This window comes from Roseiarcus sp., from assembly GCF_049514155.1.
Taxonomy (GTDB): Bacteria; Pseudomonadota; Alphaproteobacteria; order Rhizobiales; family Beijerinckiaceae; genus Roseiarcus.
Genome location: NZ_JBEKVH010000089.1, coordinates 1 through 15,834, shown reverse-complemented (window position 1 = coordinate 15,834; position 15,834 = coordinate 1). Strand labels below are relative to the sequence as shown.

The window sequence follows — 15,834 nt, the reverse complement described above, 5'->3', positions numbered from 1 at the left end:
CGTGCGACCCGCCGTCGTGCAGAACGGGCGACCGTTCGTCTATCTCGCCCTCTCGGGCGGCGGCGGCGGCGGCGCCTTCGGCGCCGGCGTTCTCAACGGCTGGAGCGCCGCCGGAACGCGGCCAGAATTCACCATCGTCTCGGGCGTGTCGACCGGAGCGTGAAATCGCCGTCGACCCAACAGCCAGCCGAAGGCGTCGCGAACGAACGCCGCGCCATTGGCGTAAACGGGTTCGCTATGCGCCATCAACACACGCTCGATCGGCCAGGCCAGTATGCGCTCCAGCGCAGCGCGCGCCGCTCTGCGATTGGTGAAGCTGGCGCGCCAATCTCGCGGCGCGCCCGGATGGGGTGCGACGATGCCGGCGAAGCGAGCGAGAAGCGCGCGCCAGCCATTGAACCAGCCTTGAGGGAAGTTTTGGATCAAGTCGGCGAAGATGGCGGCGCCGCTGGCGCGATGGAAAAAGACCGCCTCCGTCATCGCGAAACTGCGCGCACGAGAACCTGATCGATGTCCGCCGCCCAGAGCGGATCGGGCGCGTCGCCCAAGTCGGCGTCGAAGGCAAGGTCCTTTCGCCGCCGTCGCAGGCCCGGAGAAGCGAAGAGGCGCGCATCGGGACACGCGGCCTTCCACTCGCCGAGAAAACGATGGTGCAGCAGATTGGGCGAAACGACGCAGCAAACCGGTCCCAGTGCGTCGATCTCGCGTTTGAGCGCCGGAGAAAGCGCGACGGGCGACCAGACGAACAGTCCACCGCTAGACAACTTGATTGCGGCCATGCGGGTCGGATAGGGAAATCCAAAGAATGACACGACCGGACCTTCAGTCGTCCAGATTCCGGGTCCGAATTCGCGCAACATCGGTTCCATCGCCGGCCTCCAGGGTTGTGTAATCCATTCGGGTCATGACGGCGCCGCGGACACTTGGCCGTTCCGCATCGGCAAGGGACGCCGCGGCGGACATTCGCCCGCCCCCCGTGTGGGGCGCTCGCGCGAGGACGCCGCGCCATTGCCTGATCGCGGCGCCGCGTCGCCAACCACGATCACGCCGTGTCGATCCAGTCCCAAGCCCGCAGCGACTGACCGGCAGGAAAAGTCCTCATCTCTCCGGCGATGAATGGCGCGAACAGCTTGGCGGACCAAGCGATCCACTGCGGCCCTCCGACCATCGCGATCTTGCCGAAGTCGGCGCGATGGGTGAAGCCGAAGGCAACGTCGTCCCACGCCGCAGCCATCTCCCATCCCCCGAACGTGTCCGCGATTTCAACCAGCAGGCGCGCGCGGCCGTGCTCGGCGATTGTCTTCTCCAGCAGCGGTATCAGAGTTTGCTTGTAGTCGGCGTCGGTCAAAAGGCCGCTCGCGCGGACGCCAACCGTAGCGTCGTGGCTCTGCGGCAGGATCTCGATCATCGCGTGCTCCGTTGTTTCGGCGCCGTCCATTCGGCGGCGTTATGCGCCCGGCCGATTTGTCTGAGCCGCCGGAGCGATTCGACCAGCAGAGGCTCCTGCTTCAGCAATTCCTCTACGTGCAGTGCAGCCAGGCGCTCCAGCAAGGCCGCCCCTTTTGCGGAAATGGAAACGAGCACGCTGCGACCGTCGGTCGGCGAATGGTTTCGTTGAACGAGCCCGCCGGCGACCAGGCGGTCGACCATTTGCACCGCGCCGTTGTGCTGGAGCAGCATCTGATCGGCAAATTCGCGGATCATGATCGCGCCGGTCGAATGAGTCTTGATGGCCAGCAAGGCCTGATACTGCTGCGCCGTCACGCCCGCCGCGCCAGTCGCCGCCTCGCTGAACGTCAGAAACCGGCGCAGCGCCAGCCGGAACGCCGCCAGACCTTCATAAACGCTCGGATCGACTGTCGTCATTTCGTTCATCTCGGCGCTGTGTCGACGTTCGGGGTTGCAAGCGCCCGGCACGGTTTCGCCGCCCTCTTCGCAAAATCCCGGGCGATCGGATCGGCGCTGAGGCCGGCGGCCATGCGGACGAAGCCCATCGAACCACGCTTTTCAAACGCTCGTGGTTATGTCATGACGTGACATATTCCGCCAGCCCTTGGAATCAAGAGGCCACGCATCACGCGCGACCGATCGACCGAAAATCGGTCGCGTCCGGCGACGGCGCGATAGGCCGGAAGCAATCGAGCCGAAAGCCATTATGAAGCCCGACGTTGCCGATCTCCCCGTCTCGCCGACCGCCTCCAGCGCGATCATAGAAGACGAAACCCGCACGCTCAGTCTGCTCCGTCTGACCCTGCTCGGCCTTTTGCTGGGAATCGTGACAGGAATCGGCGCAGTGCTGTTTCGCGAGCTGATCGGCCTGCTGCACAACCTTTTTTTCGCCGGCCAATTCTCCTTTTCCTATGACGCCAACGAATTCACGGCGCCGAGCCGATGGGGCGCGCTCGTCATCCTGGCGCCGGTCGTCGGCGGCGTCATCGTCACCTTCCTGGTCAGCAACTTTGCTCCCGAGGCGAAGGGGCACGGCGTTCCGGAAGTGATGGACGCCATCTACTACAAAGAGGGCATGATCCGCCCGATCGTCGCCCTGGTGAAGTCGCTGGCCTCGGCGTTTGCGATCGGCAGCGGATCGTCGGTGGGCCGCGAAGGTCCGATCATTCAGATCGGCTCGGCGATCGGCTCGACGCTCGGCCAAATCATAACTATGCCCGCGGGCCAGCGCATCACGCTCGTCGCCGCCGGCGCCGGCGCGGGCATCGCCGCAACTTTCAACACGCCGATCGGCGGCGTGATGTTTGCGATCGAACTGATGCTGCCCGAAGTCAGCGTCGACACCTTTCTGCCCGTCGCGATCGCGACCGGCGCGGCCACATTCGTCGGCCGTTGGATCTTTGGCGATCAGCCCGCCTTCCAGGTGCCGTCGATTGTGGCGATGACGCCGCACGCCAACACTGTGTCGCTGCTTCTCCTGTACACGCTCTTGGGCGCGCTGGTCGGCGTCGCCGCCGCCGGTTTCGTCCGCGGCATCCATATCGTCGAGGACGCTTTCGACCGCATCCCGTGGCGATACGCGCGGCACATGCTGGGCATGCTGATGGTAGGCGCGATGATGTACGCGCTGTTCCGAGCATTCGGCCAATATTACGTCGACGGCGTCGGCTACAGCACGATCGAGAGTATTCTCATCACCGACCCGACGACGACCTGGCTGCTCGGCCTGCTGTTCGTCTGCAAGATGCTGGCGACTTCGATCAGCCTCGGCTCCGGCTCGTCGGGAGGAATCTTCTCGCCGTCGCTGTTCATGGGAGCGACGCTGGGCGGCGGCTTCGCCTCGCTGCTGGCGGACGCGGGCCTGCACATGCCTCTGAGCGTCCCTGCCTTCGCCATGGTCGGCATGGGCGCGATGGTCGGCGGCGGCACCGGCGCCGTGATGACCGCCGTCACCATGATCTTCGAGATGACGCGCGACTACGACATCGTCATGCCGCTAATCCTTGCGGTCGCCGCCAGCGTCGGCGTCCGCCGGCTGCTGTCAGCCGAGAGCATTTACACGCTCAAACTCGTCCGACGCGGCCGCGCTCTGCCCAAGGCGCTGCACGCCAACATGTTTCTGGTGCGCCACGCGCGCGAGGTGATGGACCCCAACGTGCTGGTCCTGCCCGCCGAGACGACCTTCGATTCGCTGCTTCGCGAGCACGAGGCACAAGGCCGCCTTCAGCATATCGTGGTGACCCAGCAGGGACGCCTCTACGGGGTCATCCGCGTCAACACCGGTCTATGGCGCGGCCTCGAAGGCGCGCACACGCCGGTAACCCTGGGGGACGTAGCCACGCGCGACTACACCGTCGTTCGCGACGACGCGATCGCCTTCGATGTCATCGCAAGGATGTGGCGCAAACGCGCCTTCATGGCGATCGTAGTCAAGGGCCGCGGCGTTCCACACGGCGACGACGTCGTGGGCGTCATCACCAAGGAGCACGTCGCCGACTCGGTGGCGAGCGGCATGAAGATCTATCCGAATTGATGATGAAGAGAGGCGACTTCTTGAGTGTCACTGGATTTGATCACCGCTTTGGAAGGTGGTGCGTGGTAAGAACGATGCGGCAATTCCGCGTCCTGGGCGGCGATCAACGGCAGGTTCGCGTGGGGCTTGGCTCTCAATCGTCAGCGGATGCAAGCTTCGACGGGCGCAGTTCGAAGCCATCGCCTGTCTGCGAGATCGGCTTGCAGCGATCCACGACCCATTCTCCGCCATGACCGGCGCGGAGCTGATAAGTCCGGAGTTTATGGACGCCTTGCAACGTGAGGCGTTCGACTATTTCGTCTACGAGGCGAACCCGCTCAACGGTTTGATCGCCGACAAAACTCAAGCGGGCTGGCCCGCCAGCATCGCCGCCGTCGGCTTCGCCCTCTCGTCCTATCCCGTTGCCGTAGAGCGCGGCTTCATGACCAGGGCCAACGCCGTCCATCGAACGCTCGCGACCCTGCGATTCTTTCATGGCAGCGTACAGAGCAGGGACGCGGACGCGACGGGGTACAAGGGCTTCTACTACCATTTCCTCGACATGAACGACGGCAAGCGCGCCTGGAATTGCGAGCTTTCGACGATCGACACCGCGCTTCTCCTGGCGGGCATGCTGACCGCGGCGCAGTATTTCTCGGGCGACGGCGCCGACGATTGCGAGATCCGCGAACTTGCCGACACGCTCTACCGCCGCGCCGATTGGAACTGGGCGCAGAACGGCGCCCCGACGGTGACCCTTGGTTGGAAGTCCCGCAGCGGCTTCCTGCGCTATCGATGGCAAGGCTACAACGAGGGGCTGTTGATCTACCTGCTGGGCCTGGGCTCGCCGACGCATCCGCTGCCGGTCGAAAGCTATCCGCAGTGGACCGCCACCTACCAATCGCGAAAGGTCTACGACCAGGAATTTCTGTATGCGGGACCGCTCTTCACACATCAGTTCCCTCATGTCTGGGTCGATTTTCGTGGAATTCAGGACGAATATATGCGCGGCAAGCGCAGCGACTATTTCGACAACAGCCGTCGCGCGACCCACGTTCATCGGCAGCATGCGATCGCCAATCCCGACCGTTTCTCCGGCTATGGCGAAAACGCCTGGGGGTTCACGGCGAGCGACGGTCCGGGCCCAGCGACCTATCGCATCAAGGGAGAGAGGCGACGTTTCTTTGGCTACAGAGCCCGAGGCGCGCCTGTCGGACCCGACGACGGCAGCCTCGCGCCGTGGGCGGTCGCCGCCTCCTTGCCGTTCGCGCCCGAGATCGTCGCGCCGGCTCTACGATATTTCGAGGCGCTGAAGTTGCGGGAAGGTAATCCCTATGGGTTCAAGGCCACTTTCAACGCCACGATCGGCGAGAGATCCCATCCGCCCCAATTATGGGTCTCGCCGTTCCACTTCGGCATCAACCAGGGACCCATCGTCTTGATGATCGAAAATTTCCGCACTGGCCTCATCTGGAGTCTAATGCGGCGATGTCCCCATCTCGTGGTCGGGCTCGACAGAGCCGGATTTACCGGCGGCTGGCTTGGCGCGCGGAAGACGGGGCGTCCGGTATGAAGCGGCGCCACATGCTGACCTCTCTCCGCCCAATTTCGTCAGATGCTTGCTGCGCCGATCGGCTTCCGGACCCTACGCCGATATAAACCCTGAAATCCATTGTCGGATTTGGGAGAAGGAGCGAGTGGGCAAAGCGCTTGAACGGTAACGCGCCTCTGTCCGATCCATTTCGCGGCGCGCTTGCGGGTAAGAGCATCGAGCCGCTGGATCGCTGAGTATTTTCCGACGCTGGCGCAATTCTGGACTCGATATAGCAGAGGAGCCTCGGTGACGCGCCGACCGTCCTGTCGACGTTCGGCGCGGTCGACATTGAGGAACATCAAGATGCCTCGCAGTATCCGCTTCGGCCCCGTCGCCACGTGCCTCTATATTGCGCTGACGGGTCCGCTTGTGGCCGCCCCGACTGCCAACGCGAACGCGACGCCCCCGCCCGCGACAGGGAGCGACACAGCTCCGGCCAAGTCCGCGGACGCGTGTCGGAGCGACCTGAAAGATTTCAGTCATCGGATGGAGAAGGACGGTTATTGGGTCGCCGGTGAGGGCTACAGTCTCGGCTACCCCGTGGACGCGGCCGGCTTCGGTATGTACGGCGGAATGACGAGCGGACCCGCCGTTCAGGCGCGAGGGGCTTACATGGGGCCTGGCGACTACAACGAGCGGCCCGGCTACGAGGTGCGAGTCCTCATGGCCTCTGCGAACATCCTGGCGCGGCACGGGCGGCAACAGCCGTGCGAGGACGTGCTCACCGAGACGCGAGGAGTTTACGAGAGCTATTTGTCGAATTTGCAACGTGAGGGCGCCACGCAGGTCGACCTGCCCCAATGGCGCGAGCGACAGATCGCCGCCGCCGTTCCGGTCATAGGATCGAACGTAACCTTCCGCTCCGACGAACTGCTCGGCGTCGAAGTGCGAAACCCGGACGGCGTGGCGCTCGGCAGCGTTGATGACCTCGCGGTGAATCCTGGGACGGGAAAGCTCGGCTATCTGGTGATCGCGCGAGGCGGATTCTTCGGCTTCGATGAAACCCGCATTCCGATCCCGTGGGACGATTTCAAGGCCGCGCCGAACGCGAGTCTGCTGGTGCTGGACACGACCAAGAGCGTGCTCGACGCGGCGCCGCACGTGAGCAGAAACTCCTTCACGGTTGGCGCAGACGCCAACAGCGATAGCCAGAAAGCGGACGCCTACTGGAAGGCGAACCAGCCGGCCAAGGTAGGCCCTTAGACCCTAAGTCTTACTATGTTGGGGGCCGTCGCCTCGCGGTGTCGTGTCTGGGCGTAGAGCCGGCGATTGCGAGATGACCATCGCGCCGCGGTCCGCCAATGCGCCCGCGGCCGGCTTCGTCACCAGAGACTGGATAGTCCGCCGCGACGCTCATTCACTCGAAGACATCCGCTCGCTCGGGCGCAATAGCCCCAAGGTTGACTGGCGCCCTCGCTAAGGGCTCGAAAGACCGACCACGGACTTGCCTTCGACGCCCTGAGCGGATCGGTGCAGGCGCGGCCGCAAGGAGAGATCTTCCGAAAACACATAGGTCAAGATCGCGGCAAGAAACATCGCAACGCCGACCCAGAACCACGGCGAGTGATGGACGTGCCGCCAGTCGCGCCTTCGGGCGTTCAGCTTGGCGTGGTGATGGGGGCCATTTCTCGTCACTTGAATCCATTCCCTCCCTGTCGCCGTCGTTCGCGCGCCGACGGCTCGAGAGTCACCGCGTTGACGGTAACCCGAATCCGAAATCGAAGTCTGCTCGGCGAATGCAACATAGATGCGTTCTTGGCCCGGAGCGAGCCGAGCTTGAGACAAACTCGGCGAATCGTCGAGCGTGAGTAGATTCCGACTCTTCATCGGCGTTCGGCTGCAAGGTATCGAACCGTGTGTTGAAGGCCGATGGCTCTCAGCGAGAAGGACCCGACTCTCGGCGAAGATGGACGTTTGCGCAGCGCGCTGGCGTCGCGTCGGATTTCTGGGCAAACAGATTGGACGAATCGATGAATTTCAACAATCTCGTCGCCGCCGCCGCCGCCGCGACATTCGTTTTCGCAATGGCGCTGCCTGCCTCGGCCGACCAACATGTCAAAGTCGGCGCCTTGCGTTGTGAGGTCTCCGCCGGCCTCGGCCTCATCATCACGTCGAGCAAGGAACTGAGTTGCGCCTTCACGTCCATGCATGGTTGGCGGGAACATTACTACGGCAGGATCCATAAGTTCGGCCTCGATCTCGGCGCAACCGACGGGGGCGTTCTCGCCTGGGACGTTTTTGCTCCCGTCGAGGGACCGCGGCGTCACGCGCTCGCGGGCGAGTATGGCGGCGTCGATGCGTCGGCGACGGTCGGCGTAGGAGTCGGCGCCAATGTTCTGGTTGGCGGCTCCGACCGCGCGTTTACCCTGCAGCCTCTATCGGTCCAAGGGCAGACGGGTCTCGCTCTTGCGGCAGGTGTCGAGTCCTTGACGCTTCGCCCCGGTCGCTGAACGAAGATCGCCAGAGTTGGCGACGGCTTGTTCCAGCGCCGGACGGCGACCCGACGGGTCCCTGTCCGGCGCTGGAACAGAGATGGTTTATAGTCGACCGAAAGTTGAGCCTTCGGGACGAAGACGCGTTGCGGCTTGCCTTGTGAGGCCGTGGGGGCCCCTGGGGCGCCGATGGGAGCGCCGACCGCGAACGCCGCTCTTCGTCAGACGCGCCCAGACGATTCTGGTCGTCTTGTTGGCCGGCGCCGCCGCTAGGCGACCCTGTCGCAGTTGGTTCGATGTAAGAGAGCCGAGGCGTCCAGCGGGCGCGTCAGGCCGGGGGCCGTTCGGTCGCCTAAGTCGCTCGGCGCTGTGGGTAGATTCCGAGGCTGCCCTGGCGTTTCGTCATGGCCTATTTTCTCCTCTGCGCGAAGCAAGCGAGCGTGCCGCTTGCGCGCCGCATCAATTCCGCCGGCGCGTCGACGCTCGACCCGGCAAGACCTATGAAAGGCGCCAGACCAATGTTGACTTATTCCGCCTATCTCATTCCCGTCGTTGCTTTCGTCGTCGTCGTGTGCCTGGCCGCCTCGGTGCGCATCCTGCGCGAATACGAGCGAGCCGTGGTGTTCACGCTCGGACGATTTCAAAGGGTCAAGGGCCCAGGCCTCGTGCTCTTGATTCCGTTCATACAGGAAATGGTGCGGGTGGATCTGCGCATTCAGGTCATCGAGATACCCAGCCAGGATGTGATCTCACGCGACAACGTCTCGATGAAGGTCGACGCTGTCCTCTATTTCAATGTCGTCAATCCCGAACGGGCGATCATCAAGGTGCAGGATTATCTCCCGGCGACGAACATGTTGGCGCAGACGACCTTGCGCGCCGTGCTCGGCCAGCACGAACTCGACGAGATGCTGTCCGAACGCAAGAAGCTCAGCGCCGACGTCCAAGGCATTCTCGACTCACAGACGGAAACTTGGGGGATCAAGGTCAGCAACGTCGAGATCAGAACCGTCGAACTCACCGAAAACATGGTGCGAGCGATCGCCAAACAGGCCGAGGCCGAGCGCGACCGGCGCGCCAAGGTCATTCACGCCGAGGCCGAGTTCCAGGCCTCCCAGACGCTCGTCGACGCCGCCAAGATTCTCGGCAGCATTCCCGCAGCGATGCAGTTGCGTTACCTCCAAACCTTGACCGAAATTGGCGCAGAGCAAAATTCGACGGTCGTTTTCCCGATGCCGATCGACATCATGAAGCCGTTCCTCGACCTTCTGGAAAAGGCGGACCGTTCGACGGCGCGACCCAACGGATCGGAAAAAGCCTCGCCCACAATCGACAGCCCGCGGGAGCATTGAAGTCCTGTTGCGAACTGGCGCCGTACGCGACGACCTGGCGAGGGAAGCGCACAGTTCCCCATGCGCGCGCGATCATCGTCGCCGCCGGAGATCGACGGCCCGACAGTGGGATGGCGCCAGCCTGAAGAGCGAAGCGTTCGCGGCTATCTTCGCGAGCGCGCAGGCGGAAGGCTCGGCAATAGCCGGCGAATGGGCGCGGCGCCGGCGTTTCGTCACTCCGCATCCGCGGGGCGACAGCAATTCCAGGGGACGCCACAATGCACGTTGGGATCGCATCTGATGACCACCGCGGATTCGCGCTGAAGGCCGAGATCGGCCTGATGTTGGGCGGCGCAGGGCATGAGGTCCTCGGCTCCGGCGCCCATTGGGAACCCAACGGATGACGATCCCGACTCGTAATTCCCCTCGCCAGATCGATCGCGTCGGACTGATCCGTGATGTCTTCTCCGCGCGTCAGGGCGTCAAGGACAACGACATGAACGTGCTCTGTCCGGGGGGCGGCAGTATGATCGGCGAACGTCTCCCGCCGAGGCGGCTTTCCAACTGAGGACGATATGACTGTAGCCGATCCACGCCGGAAACCCCCTGCCGGGCCGAAGCTCTCGCTCTCCACGGTCGGCGCGATTCTGGTCGCTTTGGCGATCGGCGGGCTATTCCAGGAAGTGCGGTGGCGCGGCGGCTTTTCCGGCGTCGTCCCATCACCCATGGAATCGAGTGCGCAACAGCTCAAATTCGCCAAGCTTGCCTTCGCCAACGGGAATGACGCCGTCGCGCTGAATTTGTTTGAGCGCCTCGCCGCCGAAAACAATGCGACGGCTCAATATTGGCTCGCGCACATGTCGGAACTAGGCTTGGGCGTGCCGAAAGACATTGCGAAGGCGATTTCGCTTTACGAGAAAGCCGCTGCCCAGAATTCAATTCCCGCGCAGGCGAGGCTCGGAGAAATCTATCTGAATGGCGACCTCACGCCGCCCGACTATGCGAAGGCTTTCGATCTCCTGGGCCAGGCGGCGCGGCAAAGCAATCCACGCGCCGCGATGCTGCTTGGTCAAATGTACCGTTTCGGGCTGGGAACGACGGCCGATCCGATCGAGAGCTACGCCTGGTCGGAAGTGGCGGTGATCGAAGGGCTCGGCTTTGCAAAGGTCGAGCGCGAGGCCGCGTTCGCATCGATGTCGCCGAGCGACCGAGACAAAGGCGCGGCGCGCGCGAGCGTTATCATGGCGGAGTTTCAGAAGAAACCGGCGCCGGCCAAAAAGACCTGACGCTCCCGGGGCGCGTCAAATACCGCAGCTCGCCGCTCGATTGCGATTCGCAATGAACTCCCAAGCTTTGCGATGAGCAAGCTTCGGTCAAAGCGGCTTCCTTCCCAGCGCGATGAAGAAAGCTTAACGCGCCGGCCACCTGGTGCGCAGGCGCCGAAGCGCATGGTGTCGTCATGGAGCGCGGAGAACTCCCTTTCCCGCCATGGAGGCACATTATGTCTTTCTTCAATTTGAACGACCGCAGCCATCATCGCCATCGCATGCTCGCCTCCGCGGCCGTCGTGGCGCTGATCGCCTCTGGCGCGATCGGCGGAACGGTCATGTCCGCTTCGGCGCCGGCGAGCGCCGCCGCCGTCGTGACGTCGGATCTGCAACCTCAGTCGTTGCCGTCATTCGCCACGGTCGTCGAACGCGTGAAGCCGGCGGTCGTGTCGGTCAAAGTCAACATCGAGAACGCAGCGGCCAACTCCGACGATCTTTCCGGCCAGATGGATAATCTGCCGCCGCAAGTCCAACAGTTCTTCAGGCGGTTCGGCAATCAGAACGATATGGCGCCGCGTCAGACGGAGCCGCAGCGCGCGATCGGTCTCGGCTCCGGGTTCTTCATTTCCGCCGACGGCTACGTCGTCACCAACAACCATGTCGTCGCCAACGCCAAGACCGTCACCGTGACCACGAATGATGGAAAGACCCTGGACGCCAAGGTGATCGGCACGGATCCAAAGACCGATCTGGCGTTGCTGAAGGTGACTGACAAGGGCGATTACCCGTTCGTATCATTCGCCAAGGAGGCGCCGAGGGTCGGTGACTGGGTCGTCGCCGTCGGCAATCCCTACGGCCTCGGCGGCACCGTGACCGCGGGCATCATCTCGGCCGAAGGTCGCGACATCGGCGAAGGACCCTATGACAGCTTCCTGCAGATCGACGCGCCGATCAACAAAGGCAACTCGGGCGGACCGACCTTCAACCTGAAAGGCGAAGTCGTCGGCGTGAACACCGCGATCTTTTCGCCCTCCGGCGGCAGCGTTGGGATCGGCTTCGCCATTCCGGCGAGCACAGTCGACAGCGTGGTCGGCTCGCTCGAACACGGCGGCGTTGTGCAGCGGGGATATCTCGGCGTCATGATTCAGCCGGTCAGTCAAGACATCGCTGACGGGCTCGGGCTCAAAGCCGCCGGCGGCGCCTTGGTCGACCAGGCCGAGCCCGGAACGCCCGCCGCCGAGGCTGGCCTGAAGTCTGGCGACGTCATCACCAAATTGAACGGCCAGGCGATAGCGGACGCCGCGGACCTCACCCGCCACGTCGCCTCGCTAAAGCCCGGCGACAAGGTGGAGATCTTCTACCTTCGCGATGGCGCTGAGAAGACGGTCAGCCTCACGCTCGCTTCGCAGAAGAACGAGCAGACCGCCAAGGCGGACGACTCGCAAAGCAACGCCGCGCCCTTGCTGGGCGTGGAATTGGCCCCGGCCAAGCAGGTGGCCGGCGCCGGCGATCAAGGCGTGGTCATCGTCAATGTCGATCCTAGCGGACTGGCGGCGGGCAAGGGTCTCTCGAGCGGCGACGTCATTCTCGATGTCTCCGGCAAGACGGTCTCCCAACCTGACGAGGTGACGGCCGACATCGCGGCTGCGCGTCATGACGGCAGGAAGGCGGTGCTGATGAGGATCAAGACGGCCGACGGCTCGCGCTTCGTGGCGTTCGAATTGCCGAAAGCCTGACGCGCAAGCAATGCGGCGCTAGCGAAGGTCCGAACATCGGTCCGTGCGTCGCTCCAAGCAGGGCGGCAGGCCGGAGAGAATCCAGCCTGCCGAACCGGTTCCCGGGAAAATCGTCGGCCACAATGTCCGACGAGCGATGCTGAAACTTACCTATGCTCCCGGGGCGGAGATCGCGCGGGCGCATGGAAACGCCGCGCATCGCCGGCGCCCATCCTACTTCTCCAGGCACGCGCAAATCGCCTCGACGACCCGCTTGGTTTCGTCCGGGTCACGTACCCGGATAGACTCGACGCCCGCCTGCTCGGCAGGATAGTCGTTGCCGCCGGGAAAGATCGCGTCGCCGACAAAGATCATGTCTGCGATCGGCACGCCCAGCGTCTCCTTCAGTTTCTTTATCCCGTAGGCCTTGTCGATGCCGGGCCGCGTGACGTCGATCGACGTGGCGCCGCCCAATCGTATCGAGAACCCCGGAATCATGGGCTCGAGAATCGCCTCGATTTTCCGACGCTTGGCGAAGTCGGGATCCCATTTTGCCTTCTCGGCCAATGGCGCCGCCTGCCCGAGCGCCGAGAACGTGATCTGGCTGTCGCGATCCTCGATCAGATCGCCCCAATGCTTGTCCGCCCTGAAGCCTGAGCGATCGACCGCCTGATCGAGCGCGCTTATGATCTTCTTCTTGTCGTCGGCGCTAAAATCCTCGGAATAGAGCTTCTTCCAGTCGCCGTCGAAACGATAGAATTTCGTGCCGCAGGTCGGCAGCATCGAGAGGCCTTTGAGCCGATCGTCGTGGGGGAGAAAGGCCAGCACCTGCTTCTCGAACTGCGTCCAGGCGCCGCCCGATATGACGGCGACCTTGACGATGCCGAGCAGCCGGCCCAGCAGCGCCGCCATCTCGGCGTCGAGAGACGACTTGCTCGGGGCGAGCGTGCCGTCGAGATCGAAAACGACAAGGCTTTTCATTTCGGCGCCTGAACGTCGAAGTCGCGTTTCAGCGGGCGGCGCGACGCCGAGGGATTGGATGGCGGATCGGAGCGGCTCGCGCCGCCGGGCGAACGGAGCCCGCTCATTTGGTCAGCGCCTTACGGAACGCTTGCAGCTCGATCTCCCGCTTCGCGTCTGTCTTCGGATAGCTCATCGCGAGCCCCTCCAGCGTGTCGAGCAGGATCTGCGAGACGATCAGACGGGCGTTCTCCTTGTCATCGGCGGGAACGACATACCAAGGCGCCTCGCTCGTGCTCGTGGCGCTCAGGCATTCCTCGTAAGCCTTGGCGTAGTCGTCCCAGAATTTGCGCTCCTTGAGATCCGCGTCGCTGAACTTCCAGTTCTTCTTGGGATCGTCGATGCGATCGAGGAGGCGCTTTCGCTGTTCATCCTTAGAAAGGTGGAGGAAAATTTTGACTATGTGTGTTCCGTTGACGTCCAGATGCCTCTCGAAATCGTTGATTGAACGGTAACGCTCGCGCCAGACCTTCTTGTCGTGATGCGGCGCGTCCGGAATGGCTTCGTTCTCGAGAATGTCGCGATGCACCCGGACGACGAGCACCTCCTCATAGTACGAACGATTGAAGATCGCGATCCGACCGCGCTCAGGGAGATCGGCGGTCGTTCGCCAGAGGAAGTCGTGCTCCAGCTCCGCTGCCGTCGGCTGCTTGAAACTGTAGACGCGGCATCCCTGAGGATTGACGCCGGACATCACGTGACGGATCGCGCCGTCCTTTCCTGCGGCGTCGGTCGCCTGAAGGATCAGCAATATCGCGTGACGATTGGAGGCGTAATGGAGCTGCTGCATCTCGCTGAGCTTTGCGACGTGCTCTTCCAGCAGACTCTTGTATTGCCCCTTCGATTTGTAGACCGGGTCGACCTTCGTCGGCCACTTGTCGAGGTTGACCTTGTCGCCCTCGCGCACCCGAAAGTCCTTGGCTTCGATCTTCATGGCGACCCTTTCGGCGGCGCAGGGCCGCGGCTGTGTTCGACGGTCTATCCGGCGGCGCGAGTCGTGTGGGGCGACGCGCGCTGGACGTCCGGCTTCGCCGGGGCGGTCTTGGGCTCGTCGCTTCGCTTTGGCGCGGCCGTCGCGGTGGCGGCCAGAACGCGATAGGCGAGCAGCTTGAGCGGATCGGTCACAAGGAACCAGCCCAGCGCGTAGCCCCAGACCATCGCCGCCCAGCCCCACCACAGCGGCGTCACCAGGAACCCGAACAGGCAGATCGCCGTTGCTAGGGCCTGCGTGCCGACGACCGCGCCCAAGAGGATCGGGGCTGGCCGGATCGACCACCAGGGCCCACGCGTGCGGGTCTGGAAGATCGTCAGGTGTCCCGCCACGGACAGCAACAGGTACATCATGGTCTGAAGCTGCGGGCGGTCGACGTGGAGGACCTTGTCGCCTATGTAGAACAGCCCGAAGGCGGCGATCGGACCGACGACCCCGAGCACAGTTGCGATCGTCAGAACCGTCCGCATGTCCCAGGCTTCCGGCTGGTTCCGATAGCGGACATTGTCATAGGCGATCGACAGGATCGCGCCGTCGTTGAGCAGGGCGAGCATCACGATCATGATCGCGGTCACGGGGAAGAAGTCGAACACCACGATCGCCAGCGTCATGAACAGCAACACGCGCAATGTCTCCGCGATGCGATACATCGCGTAGCTGTTCATGCGCTGGAAGATTTCACGGCTCTCCTTGATCGCGTCGATGATCACGCCGAGCCCCGGCGCCACCAGCACGATGGAGGCGGCCGCGCGCGCGGCGTCGGTCGCGCCGGAGACCGCGAAGCCGCAATCGGCCTTCTTCAGCGCGGGCGCGTCGTTGACGCCGTCGCCGGTCATGCCGACGATGTGGTCGTGCTTCTGCATGACGTCGACGATGTGGAACTTGTGCTCGGGGAAGACCTGGGCGAAGCCGTCGGCCTCTTCGATCTCCTTGGCGGCCTCCGCCGTTTCCTCCTTCTTGGAATCGCCGAGTTCGCCGCCGTCGAGAATGTTCGAACCCATGCCGAGCGTCTTGGCCATCTCCCGCGCGATCGCCAGCGCATCGCCCGTCACCATCTTGATCTTCACGCCCATTTCGGCGGCGGTCGCGATTGTCGCCTTGGCGTCTTCACGGGGAGGATCGAATAGCGGCAGCACGCCGAGAAACTGCCATTTGCCGTCGCCATCCGCCCGCGCGACGCCGAGCGCGCGAAAGCCGCGGGCGGCGAAGTCGTTGACTGCCTTGTCGACCGCGTCCTTCACGGCGGCGGCATTGGCGGATAGGCCCTGGATAACCTGCGGCGCCCCCTTGGTGACCTTGAAGGTCTTGCCGTCCTTGCCCTTCACCTTCGCCTCGGTGCGCTTGTGCACAGGATCGAACGGCATGAAATGCGTGACCTCGAAGCGCTTCAACGCATCCTTGTCCTTCAGGCCGCCGAGCACGGCCAGATCGATGGTGTCGTCGTTCTCCTGCCGCGAGGCGAGCGCGCCGGCCAGGATGAGATCATCGGGCGTAATCCTGTCGAGACAGAAGGGCGCTCCAA

General features: G+C 63.6%; 15 protein-coding genes and 1 pseudogene. 9 read left to right on the top strand and 7 right to left on the bottom strand.

The window, feature by feature from the left end; all coding sequences use genetic code 11:
• A pseudogene (locus tag ABSF49_RS13575) lies at window positions 1-160 on the top strand (patatin-like phospholipase family protein); the annotation flags it as partial.
• 316 nt (window positions 161-476) lie between these two features.
• On the opposite strand, the gene ABSF49_RS13570 reads toward ABSF49_RS13575, so the two are convergent.
• The 3 genes from ABSF49_RS13570 to ABSF49_RS13560 form a co-directional block, all read right to left on the bottom strand.
• Entirely contained in the window at window positions 477-812 is a 336-nt protein-coding gene (locus tag ABSF49_RS13570; protein WP_424113184.1) for a DUF4336 domain-containing protein, read from the bottom strand.
• 230 nt (window positions 813-1,042) lie between these two features.
• Window positions 1,043-1,408 (bottom strand): SpoIIAA family protein, encoded by a 366-nt coding sequence (locus tag ABSF49_RS13565; protein WP_424113183.1) that lies wholly within the window; start codon window positions 1,406-1,408, stop codon window positions 1,043-1,045.
• Window positions 1,405-1,875 carry a MarR family winged helix-turn-helix transcriptional regulator gene (locus ABSF49_RS13560; RefSeq protein WP_424113182.1) on the bottom strand — a complete coding sequence of 157 codons (471 nt, stop codon included), beginning with the start codon at window positions 1,873-1,875 and terminating at the stop codon, window positions 1,405-1,407. Before ABSF49_RS13560 ends, ABSF49_RS13565 begins: the two co-directional genes overlap by 4 nt.
• A 280-nt stretch (window positions 1,876-2,155) precedes the next feature.
• Here ABSF49_RS13560 and ABSF49_RS13555 point away from each other — a divergent pair, with 280 nt between their 5' ends.
• The 3 genes from ABSF49_RS13555 (at window position 2,156) to ABSF49_RS13545 (ending at window position 6,758) form a co-directional block, all read left to right on the top strand.
• Entirely contained in the window at window positions 2,156-3,982 is a 1,827-nt protein-coding gene (locus tag ABSF49_RS13555; protein WP_424113181.1) for a chloride channel protein, read from the top strand.
• A 229-nt stretch (window positions 3,983-4,211) separates the two neighbouring features.
• Window positions 4,212-5,534 (top strand): glucoamylase family protein, encoded by a 1,323-nt coding sequence (locus ABSF49_RS13550; protein WP_424113185.1) that lies wholly within the window; start codon window positions 4,212-4,214, stop codon window positions 5,532-5,534.
• Window positions 5,535-5,858: 324 nt separating this feature from the next.
• A complete protein-coding gene (locus tag ABSF49_RS13545) occupies window positions 5,859-6,758 on the top strand; it encodes a PRC-barrel domain-containing protein (RefSeq protein ID WP_424113180.1) in 900 nt (299 codons plus the stop codon).
• Between the two features lie 213 nt (window positions 6,759-6,971).
• On the opposite strand, the gene ABSF49_RS13540 is transcribed toward ABSF49_RS13545, so the two are convergent.
• Window positions 6,972-7,190: a hypothetical protein gene (locus ABSF49_RS13540; protein WP_424113179.1), complete on the bottom strand. Its 219-nt coding sequence runs from the start codon at window positions 7,188-7,190 to the stop codon at window positions 6,972-6,974.
• A gap of 335 nt (window positions 7,191-7,525) precedes the next feature.
• Between ABSF49_RS13540 and ABSF49_RS13535 the strand changes: the two genes are divergently transcribed.
• The 5 genes from ABSF49_RS13535 to ABSF49_RS13515 all read left to right on the top strand — a co-directional run bounded on the left by ABSF49_RS13535 (window position 7,526) and on the right by ABSF49_RS13515 (window position 12,322).
• On the top strand, window positions 7,526-8,005 hold the full coding sequence (locus tag ABSF49_RS13535; RefSeq protein ID WP_424113178.1) for a DUF992 domain-containing protein: 480 nt from the start codon (window positions 7,526-7,528) through the stop codon (window positions 8,003-8,005).
• Between the two features lie 500 nt (window positions 8,006-8,505).
• Window positions 8,506-9,339, top strand: coding sequence for a slipin family protein (locus tag ABSF49_RS13530; protein ID WP_424113177.1), 834 nt, complete (start codon window positions 8,506-8,508; stop codon window positions 9,337-9,339).
• Between the two features lie 379 nt (window positions 9,340-9,718).
• Window positions 9,719-9,886, top strand: coding sequence for a hypothetical protein (locus ABSF49_RS13525; protein ID WP_424113176.1), 168 nt, complete (start codon window positions 9,719-9,721; stop codon window positions 9,884-9,886).
• An 88-nt stretch (window positions 9,887-9,974) separates the two neighbouring features.
• A complete protein-coding gene (locus ABSF49_RS13520) occupies window positions 9,975-10,604 on the top strand; it encodes a tetratricopeptide repeat protein (RefSeq protein ID WP_424113175.1) in 630 nt (209 codons plus the stop codon).
• Between the two features lie 215 nt (window positions 10,605-10,819).
• Window positions 10,820-12,322: a Do family serine endopeptidase gene (locus ABSF49_RS13515; RefSeq protein ID WP_424113174.1), complete on the top strand. Its 1,503-nt coding sequence runs from the start codon at window positions 10,820-10,822 to the stop codon at window positions 12,320-12,322.
• A 213-nt stretch (window positions 12,323-12,535) separates the two neighbouring features.
• Here the strand turns inward: ABSF49_RS13515 and ABSF49_RS13510 are convergent, their stop codons facing one another.
• The 3 genes from ABSF49_RS13510 to ABSF49_RS13500 form a co-directional block, all read right to left on the bottom strand.
• Window positions 12,536-13,282, bottom strand: a complete 747-nt coding sequence (locus ABSF49_RS13510) for an HAD-IIB family hydrolase (RefSeq protein WP_424113173.1) — start codon at window positions 13,280-13,282, stop codon at window positions 12,536-12,538.
• A gap of 103 nt (window positions 13,283-13,385) precedes the next feature.
• A complete protein-coding gene (locus ABSF49_RS13505; RefSeq protein WP_424113172.1) occupies window positions 13,386-14,255 on the bottom strand; it encodes an ADP-polyphosphate phosphotransferase in 870 nt (289 codons plus the stop codon).
• A gap of 44 nt (window positions 14,256-14,299) precedes the next feature.
• Window positions 14,300-15,834: HAD-IC family P-type ATPase (locus ABSF49_RS13500; protein WP_424113171.1), on the bottom strand; the 1,535-nt coding region annotated here is incomplete at its 5' end.